The organism is Leyella stercorea DSM 18206 (assembly GCF_000235885.1).
Classification (GTDB): domain Bacteria; phylum Bacteroidota; class Bacteroidia; order Bacteroidales; family Bacteroidaceae; genus Prevotella; species Prevotella stercorea.
On record NZ_JH379375.1, the window covers coordinates 85,141 to 106,628 of the forward strand.

General features: G+C 44.6%; 22 protein-coding genes and 1 pseudogene. 2 read left to right on the forward strand and 21 right to left on the reverse strand.

The window, feature by feature from the left end; all coding sequences use genetic code 11:
- Positions 1-24 precede the first annotated feature (24 nt).
- The 18 genes and pseudogenes from HMPREF0673_RS02345 to HMPREF0673_RS02430 form a co-directional block, all read right to left on the reverse strand.
- Positions 25-546: pseudogene (locus HMPREF0673_RS02345) on the reverse strand (TraG/VirB4 family ATPase); the annotation flags it as partial.
- 101 nt (positions 547-647) lie between these two features.
- Positions 648-2,459, reverse strand: coding sequence for a reverse transcriptase/maturase family protein (locus HMPREF0673_RS02350; protein ID WP_007897445.1), 1,812 nt, complete (start codon positions 2,457-2,459; stop codon positions 648-650).
- Between the two features lie 547 nt (positions 2,460-3,006).
- Positions 3,007-5,220, reverse strand: a complete 2,214-nt coding sequence (locus HMPREF0673_RS02355) for a TraG/VirB4 family ATPase (protein ID WP_007897447.1) — start codon at positions 5,218-5,220, stop codon at positions 3,007-3,009.
- 122 nt (positions 5,221-5,342) lie between these two features.
- Positions 5,343-5,642, reverse strand: a complete 300-nt coding sequence (locus tag HMPREF0673_RS02360; protein ID WP_005816074.1) for a DUF4133 domain-containing protein — start codon at positions 5,640-5,642, stop codon at positions 5,343-5,345.
- Between the two features lie 48 nt (positions 5,643-5,690).
- The gene (locus tag HMPREF0673_RS02365; protein WP_007837354.1) at positions 5,691-6,056 is read right to left on the reverse strand and encodes a DUF4134 domain-containing protein; all 366 of its coding nucleotides are present in this window, start codon (positions 6,054-6,056) and stop codon (positions 5,691-5,693) included.
- A 57-nt stretch (positions 6,057-6,113) separates the two neighbouring features.
- Positions 6,114-6,446: a DUF4134 domain-containing protein gene (locus HMPREF0673_RS02370; RefSeq protein ID WP_005812854.1), complete on the reverse strand. Its 333-nt coding sequence runs from the start codon at positions 6,444-6,446 to the stop codon at positions 6,114-6,116.
- Positions 6,443-6,895 (reverse strand): hypothetical protein, encoded by a 453-nt coding sequence (locus tag HMPREF0673_RS02375; protein WP_005812857.1) that lies wholly within the window; start codon positions 6,893-6,895, stop codon positions 6,443-6,445. The genes HMPREF0673_RS02370 and HMPREF0673_RS02375 overlap by 4 nt, the downstream gene beginning before the upstream one ends.
- Before the next feature lie 221 nt (positions 6,896-7,116).
- On the reverse strand, positions 7,117-7,887 hold the full coding sequence (locus HMPREF0673_RS02380) for a metallophosphoesterase (RefSeq protein WP_007837351.1): 771 nt from the start codon (positions 7,885-7,887) through the stop codon (positions 7,117-7,119).
- Positions 7,884-8,663, reverse strand: coding sequence for a hypothetical protein (locus tag HMPREF0673_RS02385; RefSeq protein ID WP_005812861.1), 780 nt, complete (start codon positions 8,661-8,663; stop codon positions 7,884-7,886). Before HMPREF0673_RS02385 ends, HMPREF0673_RS02380 begins: the two co-directional genes overlap by 4 nt.
- A complete protein-coding gene (locus tag HMPREF0673_RS02390; protein ID WP_005812863.1) occupies positions 8,651-9,622 on the reverse strand; it encodes a hypothetical protein in 972 nt (323 codons plus the stop codon). Before HMPREF0673_RS02390 ends, HMPREF0673_RS02385 begins: the two co-directional genes overlap by 13 nt.
- 156 nt (positions 9,623-9,778) lie before the next feature.
- Positions 9,779-10,678: a toprim domain-containing protein gene (locus tag HMPREF0673_RS02395; protein ID WP_005812865.1), complete on the reverse strand. Its 900-nt coding sequence runs from the start codon at positions 10,676-10,678 to the stop codon at positions 9,779-9,781.
- Between the two features lie 200 nt (positions 10,679-10,878).
- Positions 10,879-11,985 carry an AAA family ATPase gene (locus tag HMPREF0673_RS02400; protein ID WP_005812867.1) on the reverse strand — a complete coding sequence of 369 codons (1,107 nt, stop codon included), beginning with the start codon at positions 11,983-11,985 and terminating at the stop codon, positions 10,879-10,881.
- A gap of 2 nt (positions 11,986-11,987) precedes the next feature.
- Positions 11,988-12,329: a helix-turn-helix transcriptional regulator gene (locus HMPREF0673_RS02405; RefSeq protein WP_005812869.1), complete on the reverse strand. Its 342-nt coding sequence runs from the start codon at positions 12,327-12,329 to the stop codon at positions 11,988-11,990.
- Positions 12,330-12,372: 43 nt separating this feature from the next.
- Positions 12,373-12,741 carry a helix-turn-helix domain-containing protein gene (locus HMPREF0673_RS02410; RefSeq protein WP_004320284.1) on the reverse strand — a complete coding sequence of 123 codons (369 nt, stop codon included), beginning with the start codon at positions 12,739-12,741 and terminating at the stop codon, positions 12,373-12,375.
- Positions 12,742-12,874: 133 nt separating this feature from the next.
- Positions 12,875-13,429, reverse strand: a complete 555-nt coding sequence (locus HMPREF0673_RS02415; RefSeq protein ID WP_021935591.1) for a hypothetical protein — start codon at positions 13,427-13,429, stop codon at positions 12,875-12,877.
- A 410-nt stretch (positions 13,430-13,839) separates the two neighbouring features.
- Positions 13,840-15,087, reverse strand: a complete 1,248-nt coding sequence (locus tag HMPREF0673_RS02420; RefSeq protein ID WP_005812874.1) for a site-specific integrase — start codon at positions 15,085-15,087, stop codon at positions 13,840-13,842.
- Complete coding sequence (locus tag HMPREF0673_RS02425) at positions 15,084-15,650, reverse strand: hypothetical protein (RefSeq protein ID WP_005812876.1); 567 nt, start codon at positions 15,648-15,650, stop codon at positions 15,084-15,086. The genes HMPREF0673_RS02420 and HMPREF0673_RS02425 overlap by 4 nt, the downstream gene beginning before the upstream one ends.
- 241 nt (positions 15,651-15,891) lie before the next feature.
- A complete protein-coding gene (locus HMPREF0673_RS02430) occupies positions 15,892-16,623 on the reverse strand; it encodes an SDR family NAD(P)-dependent oxidoreductase (protein ID WP_007897455.1) in 732 nt (243 codons plus the stop codon).
- A gap of 116 nt (positions 16,624-16,739) precedes the next feature.
- On the opposite strand from HMPREF0673_RS02430, the gene HMPREF0673_RS02435 reads away from it, so the two are divergent.
- Complete coding sequence (locus tag HMPREF0673_RS02435) at positions 16,740-17,057, forward strand: heavy metal-binding domain-containing protein (RefSeq protein WP_007897457.1); 318 nt, start codon at positions 16,740-16,742, stop codon at positions 17,055-17,057.
- Positions 17,058-17,126: 69 nt separating this feature from the next.
- The gene (locus HMPREF0673_RS02440) at positions 17,127-17,483 is read left to right on the forward strand and encodes a hypothetical protein (RefSeq protein WP_007897459.1); all 357 of its coding nucleotides are present in this window, start codon (positions 17,127-17,129) and stop codon (positions 17,481-17,483) included.
- Between the two features lie 507 nt (positions 17,484-17,990).
- On the opposite strand, the gene HMPREF0673_RS02445 is transcribed toward HMPREF0673_RS02440, so the two are convergent.
- The 3 genes from HMPREF0673_RS02445 to HMPREF0673_RS15030 form a co-directional block, all read right to left on the reverse strand.
- On the reverse strand, positions 17,991-18,785 hold the full coding sequence (locus HMPREF0673_RS02445; RefSeq protein WP_040596245.1) for a class I SAM-dependent methyltransferase: 795 nt from the start codon (positions 18,783-18,785) through the stop codon (positions 17,991-17,993).
- Between the two features lie 75 nt (positions 18,786-18,860).
- Positions 18,861-20,552, reverse strand: coding sequence for a sigma-70 family RNA polymerase sigma factor (locus HMPREF0673_RS02450; RefSeq protein WP_007897463.1), 1,692 nt, complete (start codon positions 20,550-20,552; stop codon positions 18,861-18,863).
- Between the two features lie 369 nt (positions 20,553-20,921).
- Positions 20,922-21,458: an acyltransferase family protein gene (locus HMPREF0673_RS15030; protein ID WP_368085775.1), complete on the reverse strand. Its 537-nt coding sequence runs from the start codon at positions 21,456-21,458 to the stop codon at positions 20,922-20,924.
- Positions 21,459-21,488 lie beyond the last annotated feature (30 nt).

Consider the following 21,488-nt stretch of genomic DNA (forward strand, 5'->3'; position numbering starts at 1 on the left):
CAATCAGCCCCCGTGCTCGCCGTGTCAGCGGCGAGTGGCTCCATCGTCCGTCAAATTGAGCACATGCCCCGCCTCATTGACCTTCTGCGCAAATGCCAACGACTTCCCGATGCCACTGGCATCCCAATCTCTGCAATACCGCTCGATAGCCTCCTGATGTCTGCACTTCAGTTCATGCTTATAGAGTTTCAATGCCTCCTTCTCAGCTCGCTCGGTGGTGTAGGTCATATAGCACTCGTGCGGCTCCTCCACACCATACACTCCGCTCGTCGATCCACGTCGGATAAACACCTCACGGAAGAAACTTCTTCCCTCCTTGTTATCCAAGCGGTTGACAGTGAATATCTTCTTGCAATCCACATCCGTCAATCCTAATATCGCCTTGATCTCGTCGAATCGCTCACGAAATTTGCTTTGGTCGAGCAGCATCACCACGTCGGAGTTGTTGATGATGGCTTCCTTCACGATGGGACTGCCGATGATGTCCTGTATCTCCTGTGTCACTACGCCCACGCTCGCCCAGAACTTTCGGGCTGTCTTGTGTAGGCTAAGCACCCGGCGCCTTGTCATATTTCTATGGCAGGTTTCCAAATGCTCGCCTCCGAACCGGACTTACACCTCTCAGCGTATCCGGCTCTCCACTAATTTCAGTCTATCTTTCCGTCATGTATCTTCTTATGACAACTCCTGCACACTGCAATCGTCTTGCGTTTGCGGGCAATCATGTGTCGTTCCCAGCTTTCCTTTCCCTGCAAGTTCTTTAGCTTCCTTACATGGTGCATAACAAGGTCGTCTGTCGTTCCACATAGTTCACACTCACGGGCTTTCAGCCTTTCAACAAGACTTGTCCGTCCCGCAGTATAAATTGTTCGTGGCATAGTGTCACATTCCGATTTATAGGTGGGTTTCTTTCGTTTGAAGCCACCATCGTAAAAGAATCTTTCCTTTACACCTGTTTTAGTCATGTGTTTTATGATAAACCTACCGTTCTTACGATATTTTTTGTTTACCTCACGTGTACGGCATTTATATTTGCCTGCAAACGTTTTGTACATGCTGTATTCCATGATGTACTTGAAATTATTCAAGGCATGGGCGCAGTTGTTGGCTATGGAGTAATAGTTATAGAAACCCACGATTTCTCGATTATAACTATCAAGGATTTCAAGGTCGTCATTGAATATCAGTCCCGATTTGCATTTCGGTTTCCATATTTCCTTTCCGTTACGGTTTGTCAGTTCTAAGACTCCCAAATTGAAAAGTTTTTTACGGACAATTTCCATACTGACATTTAAGCAGACCCTTTTACCATAGGTTCTTCTTAATCTACCCCGTTTATCCCTTTTTTGGTCGTTGGACTTTCTTACATTGATTTCATATCCGAGAAATTTGGCTGGTCTTTCCGTGTGAGTGACAAGTGTCTTTTCATCGGACAGCTCCAATGCCAGTTTATCAGCAAGGAAGTTTTTAATATCTTCCTTTATCTGTTGTGCATCTTGCTTGCTTCCGATAATTCCCACAAGAAAATCATCTGCATATCTTGCATATTTCATTCTTCTGTAATCGGCGTCCATTTCTTCGCCGTTGGGATATTTAGCCCGTCCTTTTTCTATTGCTTTCAGTTCAAGGATTAGCTTTGTCCTTTGCCTTTCATCTTTTACGGATTTCAATTTTCGCACAATACGTTTTCTTGCATTGCCAAAGTCCATACTTTCTCTACTGAATCTTCGTTTCTTCCCTTTGTCGAATTTGGCTATGTATTCCTTTATATACTTATCCAGCTTGTCAAGGTATATATTAGCCAATATCGGGCTGATGATACCCCCTTGCGGTGTGCCACTGTAAGTATTGTGGAATTGCCATTCCTCGATATATCCAGCTTTCAAAAACTTGCGTATCAGTCGGATGAATCGTTCATCCGCAATGCGCTCCGAGAGAATGTTTATCAATACATCATGGTTTATATTGTCAAAGAAGCCTTTTATATCTCCCTCTACAAACCATTTTGCACCGCTAAACTCCTTTTGGATATGAGTTAATGCAGTATGGCAGCTTCGATTGGGACGAAACCCATGCGAGGTATATTCAAAACTTCCCTCGTATATGGCTTCCAATACCATTCTTACCACTTCCTGTATCAACTTGTCATTGAAAGTCGGCACGCCAAGAGGTCTTTTCTTACCGTTTTTCTTCGGTATGTACACTCTCTTTGACGGTTGGGGTTGATACGTTTCGTCTTTTAACATATCAATTAACTTTTCAATTCGTTTCAGGCTCATGCTGTCAATGGTCTGACCGTCCGAACCTTTAGTCATGTTACCTTCTTTAGCGTAAATACGCTGATAGGCAACATAGAACATTTCCTCATTGAACAAAATTCTGTAAAGACGTTCAAACTTATAGCTTGCATCCTTACTGTGTTCTGATAGACTGTTTAATACTCTTTCTGGACTTCTCATAATGTCTCTCACATTTTCCGTTAATTGTATTAATAATTAGCTGCTTCCCTTCGCCATGTACAAGGCGTTACCTTGCTCAAACTACTATGGAAGCTCCGTTACCACTCCGAATTTTCATAGGTCGAACCTAATAGCCTTTCGGCACTTCGGGATAGGTAATCCCCGTTTATCACATCGTAACTGTTGGCATGATAGATTGTCGGATACGACTTCCGTCCTTTACTCGCTTACTGCGGTTGTGTCGTGATAAGTTCTTGCTACATTCATACCTATTCACTGAAGTAGTATCACGATATGGCGGTTGATAGTTACCTTACGCCATAGCCTCAAGGGGGACCACTCAGACTATCGTTCAATCAATTCGGACTTTATCCTCATATCTATCTTTTCATCTCGCCATTCAGTCGCAGTTTGGTAACTAACTGACTTATGACTTTTCCGACATGCTACACTCCCTGCTCGGTTAAGTTTTCCCGAAACAGATAAGTCGGCTGATGATAGGTTATTTTTCAAAGAACACGTTCCTAATCTCCTGCCAAAGAGATATTTACGATGCAACCTTTACGGGCGCACATAGGTACTTGATGTACTCGGCCATCAGCGGCGAGGCGATGGCTTTCCATGCCTCCTCGATGACAAGGCACTTGCGGTTCTTCTTCAGGCGCATCTTCTGCAGGAACACGTCCATGATGATGAGCGTCACGATGGGGAAGAGCTGCTTGTTCTCCTTGATGGCATCCACCTCGAAGACGATGAAGGTCTCGTCGAACAAGGTGCTATCCACGTTCTCGTTGAGAATCTTGTCGTACTTGCCGCCACGGTAGAAGTTTTGGAGCATATAGGCGAAGTTGTCGCAGTCGATGGTGGTGATGTTGTTCTCGATGCAGATCTGGTCGAGACGCTCACAGGCGAACTCATAGAATGAGTCGAAGGAGAGGGTCTTCACGCTCAATGCCATGCGCCGTTCCTCCAGTCCCTTGATGAGTTTCTCCACCTTGTCGTGTATCTGCGTCAGCTCCGTGCCGCGCCGCTTCTCCATGGTGGAGAGGTTTTTTCTCAGTGTCTCCTTCTGTGAGGAAGGATAGGGCTGCACACCGTTGAAATAGAAATCGTAATACTCCGTCACCAACTGCTCCACGACACGGAACTCCAGTTCGGGTATCTGCGTCTCCGAGCCTTTCCATATCAGCAGTATCAGGTTCTTCAGGAAGTCTATCTTCTCAATGTTCAGCTCCCGCTTGCTGATGTTGAAGGGGTTCATGGTGATGGGCTTGTCCTCCGTATAGGCGATGTACTTGCCGCCCACATACTCGCAGAGTCCCTCATACGAGTTACCCGTATCGACCATGACGATGTCGGTGTTCTGCTCCCACAACTGACGCACCACGCTGTTCATGTGGAACGACTTGCCGCTGCCCGAAGGACCCAAACAAAAAAAGTTCGAGTTGTCGGTCAGCTTCTCCTTTCCCTCCTTTCCTGTGATGTCGATGGCTACGGGCACACCTTGGCGGTCGGTATAGTATATCTTCAGCGGGGTGTCCTCATTATGCACGATGCGCTCCTTGTACATCAGACAGGTGGCGGCATCGCCGAGGGTGAGGAATCGGTCGTAGTCGGCATTCATGCCATAGCAGTTGCCGGGGAAAGAGTTGACGAACAGCTCCAACTGGTTGTAGGCCCGCTTGCTGATGTGGATGCCCATGCGCGAGAAGGAGTTTTCGAGATGGTTGGTGCATTTCTGTATGTCGGTGTCGCCGCTCACTGCCACCACGAGGTTGTAGTGGGTATAGACGAGCTGCTTGCTCTCACGGGCTATCACCTCCTGCACACGCTTGATGTCCTCTACAGCCATCAGGTTGCTGGGGTTGGGCATGGAGGCATGGCGGTTTTTCTTCTTGTCGAGTAGGGCAAGCTCACGCTTCTGGTTGGGCACGAACACCATCTGGTTGAACACCACGCAGTCGGCTCCGGGCACGCTATCGACGATGCTCACGAGATCAACGGGCATACTGGTGTTGTTCACCTCGATATTTGCGTAGGGACGGATGACCGACGGCAAGTTGGCATAATCCACATCCACAAGGCTATACACCTTGCAGCTACGGTCCCCCATGCCGATGGTCTCGTCATCGACCTTGAAGTTGGTCATCGACACCACCTTGTCACGGAAGTTCATGGAGAAGAAACGGTCCACATACTCGCAGGCTTCCGTTTTGCCGAGGAATCGGGACTTCACGCCGGCATCCCTCAGCTGGTCGTGCACCTTGCGTATCTTCACCAAGAAGTCACGCCATTTCTTGTTGTCGAACGACATCAGACGGCTCTTCTTGTTCTCCTGTGTGATGGTGAGGTAGCAGACGCTGTCGGTAAAGGGTCTGCCGTTGAAATAGCGGAAGTAACTCTCGCTCAGGAACTCATGATTTCCACCGTTCTCTTCCTTGAATGCCTTCCTCACAAACACGTCCTGCTTGTGCAGCGCATAGCCTTCGCCCAAGGTCTGGGCAAGGGCGGCGAAGAGGTGGGTGAACTCATAGTAGGCCTCGATGTTGGCGGAATACTTCTGCACAGGGTTCTCCATCTTCAGAACAGCGGAGTATTCGCCCGTCTTGGTATAGAGCACGCCGATGCCATCCACTTCCTCGATGGAGAAGTAGATGTCCTGGAAGATGCGCTTGCGCTTCCCTCCCGTGCCGAATGCCTTGACACTGATGGCCATGCCCACGCAGATGGCTGAGAATATGAGTATGATGTATAGGGTCATTGTTCTTTTTCTTTTTTAATCGCAAAAAGGCGGGCGCACCCTCATGCGTGATGCCCCCACCTCCATTCACTTACAATCATTGATAGCTTTCCACTTGGACATAATGGATTCTCTTTTTTGTTTTACACTTTCTTTGAATAGGCATAGATGAATATGCCGTTGTCACTCTTCTTGCTGTGCAAGCCCTTGCGCTGCTTCATGACGATGAGAACGCCACCGACAGCTACGGCGAGGACTAGCAGCACGAGTCCTGCCACGAAACCGAAGATGCAGTAGCCGAGGATGAAACCCGCAACGGCTCCTCCTGCGGTGGCTGCCGCCCAGTAGATGTAGCGTCCCTGCAACCCGAAGAACTCCAATGGACGTTGCAGTCCCTTGAAAATGGGATAATCCGGAAAACGCTCTTGCTTTGTATCTGCCATAACTGTCAGTGTTTTAACGTTCTACATACTCACAATCTCACGCTGCGTTTAACCTCCAATGCCGAAGAACAGAGGCAGTGCCTGGGCTGCTGCAATGAGGAAAATACATGCGCCGACGACCATCATGATCTTCTTTTTCACGTCCTGTTCCTCGTTGTTCATGGCGATGTAAACGCTTATGGCTCCGACAATTGCAACGACACCTGCAATGGCATAGCAGAGCTTCACCACGATAGGTACATACTTGGCAATCTCCTCCGTCACTGTGGTAAGCGCGGTCGTTCCTGCCGAGTAGTCGCCGGCTGCGTTCTGTGCCATTGCTGCGGTGGTGCCGACAAGCAACATCAGGGCGAGCGTTTTCATGCGCTGTGAAGAGAAGAATCCCTTCACCTTCTTGTTAATCCTTTCAAACATTCTTTTTACCTTTTAATTTGTACACTTTGAGTTATCTTATCTCGTATCACCTGTATCTCAAATCTGATAACCGAAGAAAGCGGGGAAGACGATGGTCGCTCCTATGAGGAACAGGCAGGCTCCCACCAGCATCATGATGTTCTTCTTCACTCCTTCTTCGCCCGTATTCATCTTTATATATATCTGCAAGGCGCTGACTATGACCACGATGCCCGCCACTGCATAGCACAGATAAACGATATAGAGCATCATCGTCACGGCATAGTCATGGGCACTCGCAAGTGCGTCCGCTCCCCAGCTGTAGTCCACGTTGCCACACTTAGCACTGGCCAGAGCTGGGGTTAAAGCGGCATATAATGATAGAAATGCACTTCTTGTTTTTGACATCATATCTCATTATTGAGTGATTCCACCTTGACCATGTCACGTCCATTGTGACGAAGACCGCGGGCGATGATGGTGTTGTTCAATTCTTCCGAATACATGGGGTCGGAATAGGTGGTATTCACTTCCTCCATCTTCTTCTCGATTGCGCTTTGTATCTTTTCAAGCACATGAGGCTTGCTCTCTTCCGCAGTGGCGGCTGCCTCCTCTGTAGGCTCTGCAAGCTGCTTCTCCTCGTAGGCTGTCTCATATTGGTTGTCGCCTACGCTGAAACCACCGTCGCTCTCGCTGACCGCTATCGACTCTTCCTCGTCGGTCATGTCACTGACATCAAACGACTCGCCCTGTGACTTCTCGTCCTTGGGCTTTCCGTACAGATCCTGCACGATGATGACCGTATAGTAGATGACATAGATTATGGTCACGACAATGGCGAATATTACAAATGACTTCATATTTTCAAGTTTGATTTTACTATGGTTTGGCTTATTGCCGATGCAAAGGAACTACCTTTTCTTCAATCTTAAACCGAAATGACTTTCCGCGGAGCCAAATCTTAACTCTAATTTTGATTACACTCGCAATCATACTCAAAAATCAAACTCGAAAGGCACAAAAAAAGCCCTTCCGATAGGGAAGAGCTTGTAAAGAGGGTGGATGAAAAAAATGTGGATGGCTATATGGTCAGGTACTTGCCATGGGAGAAGTCCTGATGTTCGTTAGAGAAAACATAGCCCAACTGGTTGGACAAGCATTGGGTGTTGCCTATCCTGGCATCGATGTTGGTGTGCGAATGTCCGTATATCCAATAGTCTATGCCGCTATCGGTGATATAGTCCTCCAACTCTACGGTGAACGCCACGTTTGCCTTGCTGCCTTGAAACTTTGGGTGGAGCATACGGAACGATGGTACATGATGGGTGACAACAATCTTATGGGCTGCTTGCGAATATGCCACTGCATCCTTGATAAAGGTGAGGCAACGTTCATGCTCAGCATTGAATTGGGCATGGGTCATCAGCTCACCTTTATATAATATACGGCGGAAGTCGCTTATCACTTGCTCGGTGAAGTAAGCGTCCTCCAAAGGAATCCTCGACCAAAGGGTGGAGAGGATGATGTCGGTGTCGCCAATCCTCGCAATACCGTTGTAGTGGCTGAATACATTGGGACGTACCTCCAAGAGATAGCCGTCGGGCAGTGTCGCCACATCATAATATTTGTAGAACTCATGGTTGCCCATGCAGCAATGCACCTCCTTGTAGTTCTCCGATGCCCAGTCCCAAAAGGGATGCTTGGAGTAGTTGTCATCGCCGAGATAGCCGATGTCGCCGGCAAGCAGCAGTATGTCGCCCGTCACCTCCAAGGGGTGGGCTTTCAGATACCGCCAATTGTCGGCAAACTCCAGATGCAGGTCGGATGCGTATTGTATCTTCATATTGGTCATGCTTCTATAAACAATTCATCCAGTTGATCTAACAGTCCGGTCACAAATGCCTCGTCTTGACCGAGTGACTTTGACAATGGTTCTGCGAGAGTTGACCAGTCGGCTCTGATGGAGGCGACAAACTCCCTTATACATGCCACTATTGAAGCAGGAGCCTCAATGTTGTCCTCAGTCATTATGACCACATTTTTCAGGATGTCCGAACGGTGCTTCTTGATGTCTTTGGTGTTCACATGCTTGCCGTCCCGCTTGTCTGCCATGAGATTTAGGTAGGCTCTTGCCTTCAGTGCTATCAAGGCAGCGGAATTGGCATGGCGTATGCCATCAGTCAGTTGGCTGTGTGCGATAGTAAAGTGATAGTAATCATCGTCCATGATGATGGCACTAAGACTCGACACATCTTCATCGGTCGGGATAGGTTCTATGACAAATCCCTTTGGCTCTCCAAGCACGTCGGGGTGGCGTGACAGCAGTTCTATCATCTCGGGATAGCCGTCTTTACCATCAAGGAAACGATACATTTCATACCTTGGTGGCTCACCAGCCTCCTGTTTCCTCTTTTCAGGTCGATAGCCAGCCTCCCGCACAAACTGCCAGAAGCGATTGGCGAAAGCCTCGGTCATGTTCTCTACGATGACTATCATGTCGATGTCGTGTGTGGCGCGTGGACGCACCACGGTATTGGTCATGGTGATGTCACAGGCTGCTCCGCCTATCACCACATAGTTTTCTGAGTATTCCGCAAATGCTTCACGGAACTTGACTAATCCTTCCATTTCTGTTCACTGATTATTCGTTCTACTTCTTTTTCTACTCTCGGATCATCATCATCTCTCAACGAAAGGACAAGGGAAAGGCGATCAACCCACTGGCTTTTGTCGCCCATTTTGCTGACAACAGGGTATTTCCATACCTCTATGATATAGTTGCCGTCATAGATGTTGGGATTCTCCATGACATCAGCCGACTTGACGGCACGATATTCCTTGCTTGTCATCATTATCATCTCTTCCCGGTCACGATTAAGCATGGAATAATGTGCCAGGGCATTGATGCCGCATACGGGGTATTCCGCATCCAAGCGTATGTCATCGCAAAAGATGCGGTTCTCCACAGGTGACAGCAAGACGTTCTGAGCCTTGTCCCACAGTTCCTTGCCCTTCAACTCGAAGTGTACCACCTTGCTGCGCTGTCCGTTCTGAATCTTTTGACACAGTCCTACATCTTCAAGACAGGTGACACCCAACGTGACGCTTTCGTAAGAATATGGAAGCAACGGTGCAATATCCCTTGGCGACATTCCTTCAATACTGCCCACCTGTAGGTGATAGAGTAGTATGTATTGCGCCACAGGGGTCAATACTTCGGCAATCTTCCTGTTGCTTGTCTTCTCCAATGCTATGATGCCTGGCAGATGGGCATATTCCTCGGACATGACAAAGAAGACTCCTTTGTCTGCCAGTCTGTGTCGCTCGTAGGTGGGTCCGGGCGCAAGGATAAACACCGCAGGCAGTCCCAGGGCTTCGGTCAACCGCTTGCCCGTGATGGCGCAAGTCCGTGGAGAGGGATTGCCCTTCTTGGGCTCAACGAACAGCAGGGGCGTGCCTTGGTATGTGCCATCATAGAAACGGTATGAGAGTTTCTCGCCAACCGTGATGCCTTTCAGGCTTTCCTTGGCACGAGGTTCCACCTCAAAGCGTCTGCCCAATATCCTTATTTCTTTTTTTAATTCCATTCTGCTACATTTTAATAATGTATTAAAACGATGCAAAAATAAGGATAATAATTGAGAATCAAGCATGTTTGGGCGAAAAAGTGCAGATTTGATATGTAATTTCAATGCATTTGAGCCATTTTTGCATCAAATGATGGTGTTTTCGTCTTTATAATGTCATTCAGATGCCGTTCGTTTCTTCCTCATCAGATAGTCGTTGACATCCTTGTAGTCGGCATATCTGAAGGACTCGTCCGTCACCCTGTACTCGAATACATTGCTGATGCTCTCAACCGTCTTGCGTCCTGCCTGGTCGTTGTCGAGGAAGCAATGGATGTGGGTGTAACGGTCAAGGTAATGCAATGCCTGTTTGAGGTTGGCGACTGAGTTCAGTATCATATAGTCGCAAGGGCTTTCAACGACAAACCATCGGTCTTGCTGTTTAACGAGGGTCATATAAGCAAGGAAGTCCATGAAGCCCTCAAAGACCAGACAACCGTTTTGCCACTCGTTGAACGTATGGGCAAGCAGGGTGATGTCCTTATGCCCGATGCAGCCCTTGAAATAGGGATTGCGCACCTCATGTCCTTCACTCAGATTGCCAAAGGCAATGCCATAGTAATGTTTTTGCTCAACCTTGTAGTGTATCTCCCTGCAATACATCCTGCCAATGGTGATGTCTATCCGTCGGCTACTGAAATAGGACAGCAGAGAATGGTTGCTCAGTGGGAGCAGCTTCACATCGTTCATCTTGGTTGTCGTGTATTCCTTGGCTGCGATAGCGGTCTCGATTGCCTTATCCACAGTGGCAATACTCTTGGACGCAAGGTAGGCAAGGGCATCGGAAACGGATTGTTTGTTATACATACGCTTTACCAGCTCCACAAGGTCACCGCCCTCCTTAATGGCGTAGTCGTACCACAGGTTCTCCTTCTTGCTGACCTTGAACGATGCGGTCTTCTCGTCCCTGAAGGGTGACAGATACCAGTAGGCATTGCCCTTCTTCTTTTTCAGCGTTACATTCTCCTTGTCTAAGAAGTCTATAATGCTCAGTTTCTTCGATTGTTCAATATTCATTGTACTTTCATTTGTTCGGTTTTACTTTGTCCATGGAAACAGTTTACTTTACCCTTTCTCCTATATAGGCACACCCGTAAACTAAACCATTTGCTAAACTACTTTTCCGCTTCCCAATTCAGCCTCCGATTTCGGTTTACTTTGGCCTTATTTCTTATATATAGGTACGGACGTAAACTAAACTGGTTTCTGAACTGTTTTTATTCCTCTTCATGGAACAGGTCAATCTCGGCAGGTGTATATCCGAAATAGTAATGATTATCCCGCTTCACTATGAGCTTTTGCTCGTTAATCAGGTATTTCAGCATTTTGATGATGACGCTTCTGCCACGCTTAAAGCCAATGTCTGCATAGGCTTGCGTTAATTCCTCCACCATGCGATCGAATCCTTTGATAGGTTTCTCCTTGAATGCAGCCGTCAGCGCCTCGTTATGCTGTTCGGATGTCAAGTCTTGGTAAGTAAACCTTGACGGTTGCTTGTCACCTTCTTCCTTCTCCGGCGTGTGCTCGACAATCTCTGGCAACCCTTCCTCATTGACTGTAAAGGCAAACGGCTTGAACTCCTTCTCACGGATGTGCATCGCCTTCACCTCGCTGATGTCGGGATTGGTGGTGCTCTTGGTGATGACAAGCACCGTCTCTGCCTTGTTGTTCATCTCCGTACCGATATGCCCGCGCACGTTATTGTCGCCCTTGTTCTGATGCAATACGCAATGGATGTGCAGGTCATACTTTGATGACCATTCCATCATCTTGTTGATGACCTCGACCGATTCTCCCGCATTGTTGATGTCGAGAAGCAGGTCTCTGATTCCGTCGATGATGACCAGTCCATAGCTTTGGTCTTGGGCAAGCGCATAGTCTATGACCTCTATCCTGACGGAGGGCGTGTACTCTCTCAGACAGATAAAGTCAAGGTTCTCGTTGTCGATGCTTGTAGGTAGACCAGCGAGCTTCAGGATGCGCTCCAGCACATTATGGCAGTGATAGCGGCTCTGCTCCGTATCTACATACAGTATCTTGCGTTTCCCCTCTGGCAGACTGGCGCGATAGTTCAGTACCTTGCCGTTGGCGAGGGAAGCGGCTACCAAGGCAGACACGTTGAAGGTCTTTTTCGCCTTTGCCTTACCAGTAGAAGCACTGAAGTTGCCCAATGTGGCTATGCTGGAATTATCAACCCATATAATCTGAGGAGGTGTTTTATAAGTATCTGTTGCCTTTATCAACGATTCGCTCAATATGCGATTGAGACGCTGTACTCCTTCCTCTTTTGAGTTAGGCTGTACATGTTTGTTATTTTCTTCCATTTTCATTCTTTCGGATTATCAATTTCTATTTTCGTTACCATTCCAATGACCTCTTGTTTGTTTTGGAGCAGCCACTTGTCGATTTCTTCTCTATTAAAATACAGCATTTTTCCCCTTGGCTTATAGTGTGGAACTTCTTTTGCGGCTGTAAGTTTGTATAGCAGGCTTTCAGAAACACCAATATACTTACATGCTTCGTCAAACCCCAAGACGGTTTTGGTCTGCTTGACCATCTTCTCCAATTCCTCGATTCGCTCTATTAGTTTGTCAATAGGTCCCAAAGCCTCCAAACTGTCTTCTATTGCGACAATTCGCTCATAGAGTCTAAAATGTCTTTCATTCATGTGTCACGTACCTTAATTAAATTGTTTACAGACAGTAGCACGGTTATATTAGCCGTCTATTCTTTCTTTGTGTAGATAGTACATATTCCTCTGCTTCTCTTTGAATCTCGTTCTTCGATTTGCCCTTGGTTCCTTGAAGCCATTCATCTATCTCAGATTTGAGGAACATGATGCGTTTGCCTCTCTTGTGAAACGGTATTTCCCGATTGCTTGTCCAGCAATATATGGTATGCTCTACCGGATGTGTTGGGAGATAAGCACATAATTCAGCAACCGTAAACCATGTTTCTTCTTTTTCTGATTGAACAAGTTCATATATACCATCAATCTTGTCTTCTAATGATGACAGCTTTTTCAGTACCCCCGTTATAGCGTTGGGAATATCTTCAAATCTTATACTATTTTCTTCCATGCTAATTATTTTTTATGATTTTTGATGCAAAGTTATGGGGAGACTGTCACTAAATAGAAAAAGTAACGTGATAGTAAGGCAGTATCAACCAAACTATCACGTTTTTACTTTCATTTAGCAGAATTATTGTGATTTATTCCTCTCTTAATATCTGTTCGATGGATTTGCAGATGGCATATTGACTTGCTGTCATGGAAACGTTTCTTCTTATCCTTGAAAGAGAAGAGGAAAGACAACTTGAAGTTATGAATTTCTCTGTTCCATCCTTTTTGATACTGGTTAAGAAGCGACCTTCTCCCATGACATATTGCCAATTATTGTTTATCAAATGGTATTGAGCCATAGCGTCAAACAGTACGGCTACATTACGTACATTCTTTACACGGATAGATGCGTCCAAGTCGCACTTGAATAGGCGACACAACTCGCTACGCACATCACTGTTGTCGGCAAAATCAAATATGTCGTGACTTTGGACAAGTTCTACCAACAAATCCATCTGTCTGTCTGACAATTGGCATCCCAAAGTGAGGATGGACGATTTCTTTCGGGTAAGGATTGGCAGACCAGTACCCACATGTTGAAGAAACAACTCAATAAGTTCCTGCTTGGAATAATCTTCTTTTTTCTTGATTATTGACACACACTTAGAGTCTCTAAACAAAGTACCAATAATGCCAATTGCCATCTGTCGCGAGTTCTTACAACGTGCACAATCACAGTCAATATATTGGTGACTGCGCTCAAATAGTTCTATGAAGTACTCTGTCTTCATATGATTCTTTTCAGCTTGAAGATACCAACTTCTTGCGATCTCAAACAACTCATACAGTTCTCTGTAGAAGTCTTCTGTACACTCCACATGTTTGTGGACACGCTTGCTCTCTTCAAAAAGAGAGAAGCCAAAAAAGGCTGTCTTTTTTCATTTTTATCTGTTTATTGTTATAAATGTTTGGTTTCCACGAAAGGTTAAAGTGCCAAAACAATAGCATCATTACATAGAATGTTGAAAATGAAAGGCACTAAAAACCACCTGTACAATAAAGGACTTATTGATACAAGTGGTCTTCTATACTAAGTGCTTACAAATGATAATCACTATTCATCTATGTCCAACTTAAAAGCTTCTGTAGCTTCATCTTTCTTCTTGTCAATTACTTTTGCGTAGATTTGCGTGGTTTTTACATTGGTATGCCCTAACATTTTGCTTACGGTATATATGTCTGTACCGTTAGCCAATTGTAACGTTGCATAGGTGTGGCGGAAGCAATGAAAGGTGATGTGCTTGGTAATCCCTGATGCTTTTACCCACCGTTCCAAAGGCCTAGATATCCATGAAGGGTCAGGCAGTCCGGCAAACACCAACAGTTCTCCGTCTTTCTTGCGCTCACCGCAAAGCTTGTATGCCTGTGGCGATATAGGCATGTATTCAACGCCCTTAGTCTTCTGCTGAGTGAAATTGAGACGGTACCCACCATTGTATTCTTCAACCTCTGACCATTTAAGCTTTTGAATATCGCTATGTCGCATTCCTGTCAGTGCAGAGAACAAGGCTGCCCGTTTTAGTATATCATCACACGGAGTCTTTGCCAATATATTAAGTTCTTCCAGTGACAGATACTCTCTTCGAGCACTCTGAAACATGATATTTTTAGCCTTGGCAGCAATATCACAATTCAGATAGCCATCCACGAAAGCTTGTTTGAGTGCCGCCTTGAAGATAGAGAAGTACGTCGATGCCGTATTCCTTGAAATAGTTCCTTTCTTAGAACCACCCTGCGGTGCCTTTATCAAGAAGGAACGGAATGCCTCAATATACTTCATGTCAATCTGCGAGAACTGTATGTAGTCACACTTGGCAAACATTGACAACAGTGTGTGCAATCTGCGCCAGTTGACAACTATCGATTCTGACGCAGTTTCCTCTCTTTCTTTGATTAACTTCTCAATATACTCCAGAACATTGCATTTTGAGCGTTCGCTTTGTTCTGCCATTTCCATTTGCTGGTCAGTAAAGAGAGCCATGTTGTCGTACTCTTTTTGACGCAGGACTCGAACGCCATCCGCATAAAGGCAAGTTTCCATATCTTGCTTGGATTTACACTGAATAACGCCATTGTCATCTCGCTTGGGCTTGTACTTTATTCTACCAGCAACGGCTCGCTCGCTTCGTCGTTTATCCCATATAGGGGTAGTAATAGACCTCCTGAGATATTCACGCACTCGTTTGGGTTTGTCATTTCCCGTCTCATAAACAGGATAAGCTTCAAGATAGATGAACCACTCATCTCTCCACTCACTTTTCTTTAATTTGACGGAGACTTTAGTATAATCTAATCTTTTCATAATGGTTTTATATCTTTATAAAGTTTGTCTATTGATTCCTTGTGAGCATACACATAATTACCGATTTGCCGGGTCGGTATTGAGTATTTTCGTATATGAGCATACACGGTGCTGTCATCCAGATGAAATTTCTTGGAAATCTCACCTATTGTATAGCAATCCTCTGGTTCCATGCGGTACATGGTAACTGGTTTCCTTGGCTTGGTGTCAAGCGGAGACTGTCTTAACGGAAACAGATTCATTAGTTCTCCTTTGCATACAAGTCGTATTCCTTTCTCTGGCTCAATGAAGGAAATCTTTTTCATGTAGATGAGCCTATAAATGGTTGAGCGGCTTGCACCAAACATAGCATACGCTTCCGTTATGCTGATATACTCTTTAGACTTGGGCATATTGCTTACAATCTTGTCCAGTTCAAGTTGGCGTTTTTCTTCATCATGCTTACGCTTCCACGCCACCTTGGAGCATTTGGGTGAACAATACCAGGACTCCAAAGTCCTTGCGAAGAACTCTTCTCCGCACACAGGACATTTCCGTACTATCTTATACTTTGCTACTGCCATAATTCATTCATTTTGTAGTTCTTAATATCTATTCTTCTCATCATATCTACTTTTTCTTACAGGTACAAATAAGGTACAGATGTTTATAATAATAACGCAAAGATAGCAATATTATTGTGTACGGCCAAAAACAAGAAAAGCGTGTAACTCATTGAGCTACACGCTTTCCATTTGATATTGTATTCTTATTTCTCTATGTGCTTATTTCACTCCCTCAAAATCCGCATATTCCGTAGAAGTCTTACTTCACGAACCGCAGCCTGATCCACGCACAGCGCGGTATCATGCGCCACGCAGCCACGAGCAACCTATAGCGCCAATCAATGGTCACAACCTTCTTGCCACGCTCCACCGCATTCACGATGTCCGCAGCCACATGCTCCGCCGAGAGTTGCAGTGGGAAATGGCTGCCAGCAATCAGGTCCGTAGCCACGAAGCCCGGACGTATGTCGGTGATGGCGATGGGCAGGCGGCGCATACTGGCGAGCTGCGCCAGACATTCGAGGTAGTGCGACTGGTAGCGCTTTGTAGCCGAATAGGCAGGCGCAGCACCGAGTCCGCGTGTGCGGGCTATCGACGTTATGCAAGCTATGCGTCCTCGGTGGTTGTTGTCGGCAAACCACTGGTAAGCCGCCAGCACCATTCGTGTAAAACCAACAGCATTGGTCTGCACCGTCCGCATCTCCTTCTCCGCATCGAGCGAGCAGTTCTCCCACCCTATTCCCGAGCTATGGAAGTACAAGTCCATGCCGCCCAGCCTGCCAATAAGCTCATGCAAGCCATCGGAGGCATCCTCTGCGTTCACATCAATCTGCTGCCACGCCACTATGCCGTCAGTGGTAGCCACTATCTCCTGCAGCCGCTCCACACGTCTGCCGGCTATGCCTACGCTGTAGCCACGCACGGCTAAAAGACGAGCCACTTCAAGCCCTATGCCAGAAGTAGCACCTATTACTATCGCTTTCTTTGTCATATATTTCTATAATAATCTGTGATGAAGAACAAAGTTATATTATTTATTGTTAACCCACAAAATAAACCGCCCACAATAGCGTTTATTTAACGTATTAAAAAGAAAGGAACAATACTATGATTTTCTCAACAACACCAACACTCGAAGGACACCCCATACGCGAATATCGCGGCGTAGTAACCGGCGAAACCATCATCGGTGCCAATGTTTTCAAAGACTTCATGGCAGGCTTGCGCGACTTCTTCGGCGGTCGCAGCGGTGCATACGAGGGTGTGCTGCGCGAAGCTAAAGACTCAGCCATGCGCGAAATGGCGCAGCGTGCCGAGAGCCTCGGCTGCAACGCCATCGTAGGCATCGACCTCGACTACGAAACCGTAGGACAGGGCGGATCGATGCTCATGGTGACATGCAGCGGCACAGCGGTGGTCATATAAAAGGCTAAAACATTTGCTCAGAATTAACTACCTTTGCGGTAGAATCACCAACTCGTTAAACTTTGTAGCATGAAAACATCAAGAACAATTCATTCCTTCCTGCTCAGTCAGCAGGAGGGGCAGACGCTCCTCACGGCTCAGGAATACCCCTGGAGCGTGCTGCAGGTGATACCCACCACTCCAGCAGACTTCGACCGCACGGTGGCAGCTCTCAAGGAGCGAGGCATGGTAGCCCATCACGATACGGACCGCACATTCTGCATCATCCACCTGACAAGTGGCGACCACGACGGACAACACCCGGAGCGATATATCCCTATAACTCAGAATAACTACATGCAGTTCATCGAGGACTTGAAGGACGTAATGACGCAGGCTGCAGTATGGTATGAGTCTAATGTCATATCACGTTTAAAAACTCACTAAATCAGTTGTGATTTGCTCAGAATTAATTACCTTTGCGGTAGAATCACCAACACCCCTTGCCTAAGTGGTTTATAATATGTATCTATTATTAGTTGATTATCAGTATTATACGCTTTAAACGGTAGAAAAGTGACTGTGTGGATTCTGTTTAGATACGAAAGGCTAGTAATTTAACGTATTTAACTTTCGCTTACATTAAAAACTACCAAATAGTGTTTGGATGGGAACGTTTCAACCGAACTCAAAATGTGACAACCAAAGTTATTCAATAATATTTTAGATGTGTAGGGTTGAAACAACTTCCCTTAAAGGATGTGATTGCCAATCATCCCCTTTTATTCTATAAGAACAAATAGAAATGCTGTCTATCATACTGTTTTCCTACATTTTTATACAAGTAGAAAAGCAGATTCCAATACTGATTTTTGGAGTCTGCTTTTCCGAAATGGTTAAGTATATCTTATTAATTGTTTCATAGATTTAATGGTTGCCTAAAAAACGTAAGTTCTATTTATGGCTTATGTCCAATATATACCAACATGAAGTGGTGAAGAAATTTCTGATATACTTCACCTTCCAGATACAATGTGGCAAGAGCCGTGGAGTAAGGTGGAACTTCTGTTTGTAATGTGGGTTGATGAACCAAAGTTTTTGATCTGTTACCGAGAAGCAACATTGGTGTATGAGTCTTTCAAACAACTCTATACTTGTTCGGCATTCTTTTATGCTCATAAGTTCATTCATAGTTCCTTTCTCTTCATTGCATGTTTTTAGCAACAACTTGTATAAAGGGTTTGGCAACAAGTGAATGAATGGCAGATGTGAGCAAAGTTTGCTTCTGCAAATCTGTTGATGTCCTCCAAAAGGCATTTGCCATGCGGGGAATCCGACAAACAGCACGCCTTTTGGTTTAATAAACTTTCTTAGGTGTGCAAGAAATGGCTCTTTTGTAGGAACGTGTTCTATCACATCATGTAATAGTATTACGTCATATTTATCCTCTTCATTACATGGAACAGGATATTGCATGAAATCACTGCATACAAATGTGGCATAATTGCTGATTTCAGAAAAGTATGCTCTGGCTTCTTTAATTCTGCATTCGGCAATATCTATACCTGTCACTTTGCAGCCCAACTGTGCAAAGGGAACTAAGTTTCCTCCTTCACCACAGCCTACCTCCAAGATTCTACTCTTTGGTGTCAGTTCCGTAAAATCTGACAAGTAGCTGATATAAAACTCCTTAGATGTTATCTCCAAGTCACGGAAATACATCTTCCTGTCTGTATGTCTTTTTTGCATGTATCTTATTTTTTGACTTTTCTGTATATATAGATACAGATCATTCATAAAGACTGCATGCAATTTGAGACTTTCTTACCAAGAGAGCCTAATACCGAAAGGCACAGTCAATGTAAATGGACGTTCTGTCCAAGTATTCTTGACTTCGCTTCCATTCGGAATGTACCAATTCAGCGTTGGCTCAACAAACAATGTCAACTTTGGTGCAAATTGATATTGTATTCCGATATTAGTGTTTACAGTCCACTGTATAGAAGGTGTTGTCTTCCAATCCGTTGTATAGCCAGACTTTCCTCCTACTACATAGTCTGCATATGTCTTCCCAGACAATGGTATCTGAATGCTTGCTCCCGCAGAACCGTAAGCAGACAGTCTCTTGTAAGCCATGAATTGGTACGAGAGCTTGACAGGGATACCGATGTAATGCAATTTTTGTTCCTTGTCAACACGGTAATTGCCGGTACCCAAAGTAAAATATGACTTCAAGTAAGAGTATTGGAGTCCTGTTTCTAAGCTCCAATGCTTTCCTATGCTCTTGTTCACAGCCAATCCTAATATTATAGGTTTGTCATGATGTTCTGCCTCTTCAATTTTGCCCTTGTTGTTATCGGTAATATCCATCATTGCAATATTTTCCGCCGTTGGGTCAGTTGGAGTTAAGCGATGTAGATATTCAGAATACTCTTCCCATGTAGTAAAACTCTTTTTTGAAGGTTGTTCACTCGTAATATCATCACCGCTACTTGTTATAATCTTATAAACATTTTGCGCAATAGTAGTACCCAAAGAACCAGCTGCAAGCAACTGCCATTTACTTTTCTTGTGCGTCCTTGTATCATCCGCAATCCATCTTTCCTCGTTTGGAATAGGTGTATAGATAGAATCTTTTGTGATGATGCTATCTTGCTCGTTATATACCAAAAATTGTTGGCTTTTCTGTAAAGAATCGGTTATTTCGACTATGACATTTTGACCTGTCTTAATAGAATCACCACCAGTTATCACCGTGTTCTTTCTCTGTTGAACACTTCGATAATTAGAGCACAAAATAGCATTTTGCGCTCTAATAACAGAAACATTAGGCTTCTTTTGTATAGGCGTAATGCCTTCATTAGGCTTTCGAGTTCGAACTACATTCACATCATTCTCAGAAACGAGTTTCTTCTTTACAGTAAAATATCTATATACAGGGATGACTATCAACGCCAATACGATGATAAGCATAGCTCTTGGAGACAATATGTTTCGCAACATTGTCTTTGCCCTTGACAATTGTGAGGAAGAACTATGTGGAGCAATATCAAGTAATTCGCTGATTTCTTGATGGGACAAGCCATCCAAAACAGACATATTGAATATTTTCTTATACCCTTCAGGCAAACTGTCTATTGCTGACATAATTTCCTCATACGAAATTGACTGCTTGGAAGTGTTGCCATCTTCCAATACGGTACTGAATTCTTCCTCTACATCAGACAAGGAAATGAAATCGTGTCTCTTACCTTGCTCCTGATATTTCAATACAAGGTTAGTGGTGATACTTGTAAGCCATTGACTAAACCTATGAGTATTCTTCAAGTCTTTCAATGAAACAAACGCAAGTATAAAAGCATCTTGGACAAGGTCGTCAACGACAGCCTTGTCCTCTCTAAGAATATTGATGCATATCCCTTTCATCTTAGGATAATACATTTGGTATAATGTGCTTAAAGCGTCAGCGTCACCTTGTTTCGCTTTTTCTACTAATGTTGTTATATTTGAAGCCATGAGCGATTTTTCGTACTATCTATCTTGATATAGATACACAAACGGCTTGATGACTGCATAACTTTTAGTTAAAGAATATAAATGAATGTGCTATTTTTAGGCAATGTTATACTTGTATTCTCATTTTGGGAACATTTCAAGTGACCACCAAGCAACAAGTATTGGGTATCAATGCAATAACATCACTCTTATATAATCCTACCAAGATTGCACATGATAGCAAATATATCTTGTATCATTGTCCATTCTCAAATTCTACCTGTTTTATTTTATCGTTGATATGATTAGCGTAAGAACCTTTCTCTCGCAAAAATATAAGACAGGTGACATCTGTCAAGGATTGCAGCAATAGCAATACTTCCGATTATGCTAACGGCAATAGTGAAGACCGTATGTACCCCCCCCTGATTTATCAAAATGGAATAGTGGCAATGCTAACTTGCCTCCCATTGTGAATATTGGATGAAAAAGGTATATAGGAAGTGTGTTTCTTCCGATATATCCTATAATTCCCAAGACCTTCTTGTTTTTGATACTCTGTATGAGTTTCGGAACGAAAGAAAGGAATGACAATGCTAATATTGTAACCGCTAAAAAGTTCCAATTTTTATAGTTTGGAAAACTTGCTATTGCTATGAAAGGCAGAATACTCCACAACGATGGTTTTATAATTTCATCAAGACGTTTTTCAGACAGACGCAAACAGACACCAATGAAATAGAAAGCTGCATTCGTAGAATTAAGAACTGGAGTGTATTGTGAGACTAACATAAGAAATGTAGCAAATAAGCACAATTTGCCCATTATGCTCCATTTGCCAACACAATTGAAAGTCAAATAATATATTACCCCGCATATAGCCATTGTGTATAAGAACCAATACGGACCAATAGAGGTGACAAATATCGAGAGTGTAAAATAAACTGTGTCAGGCTA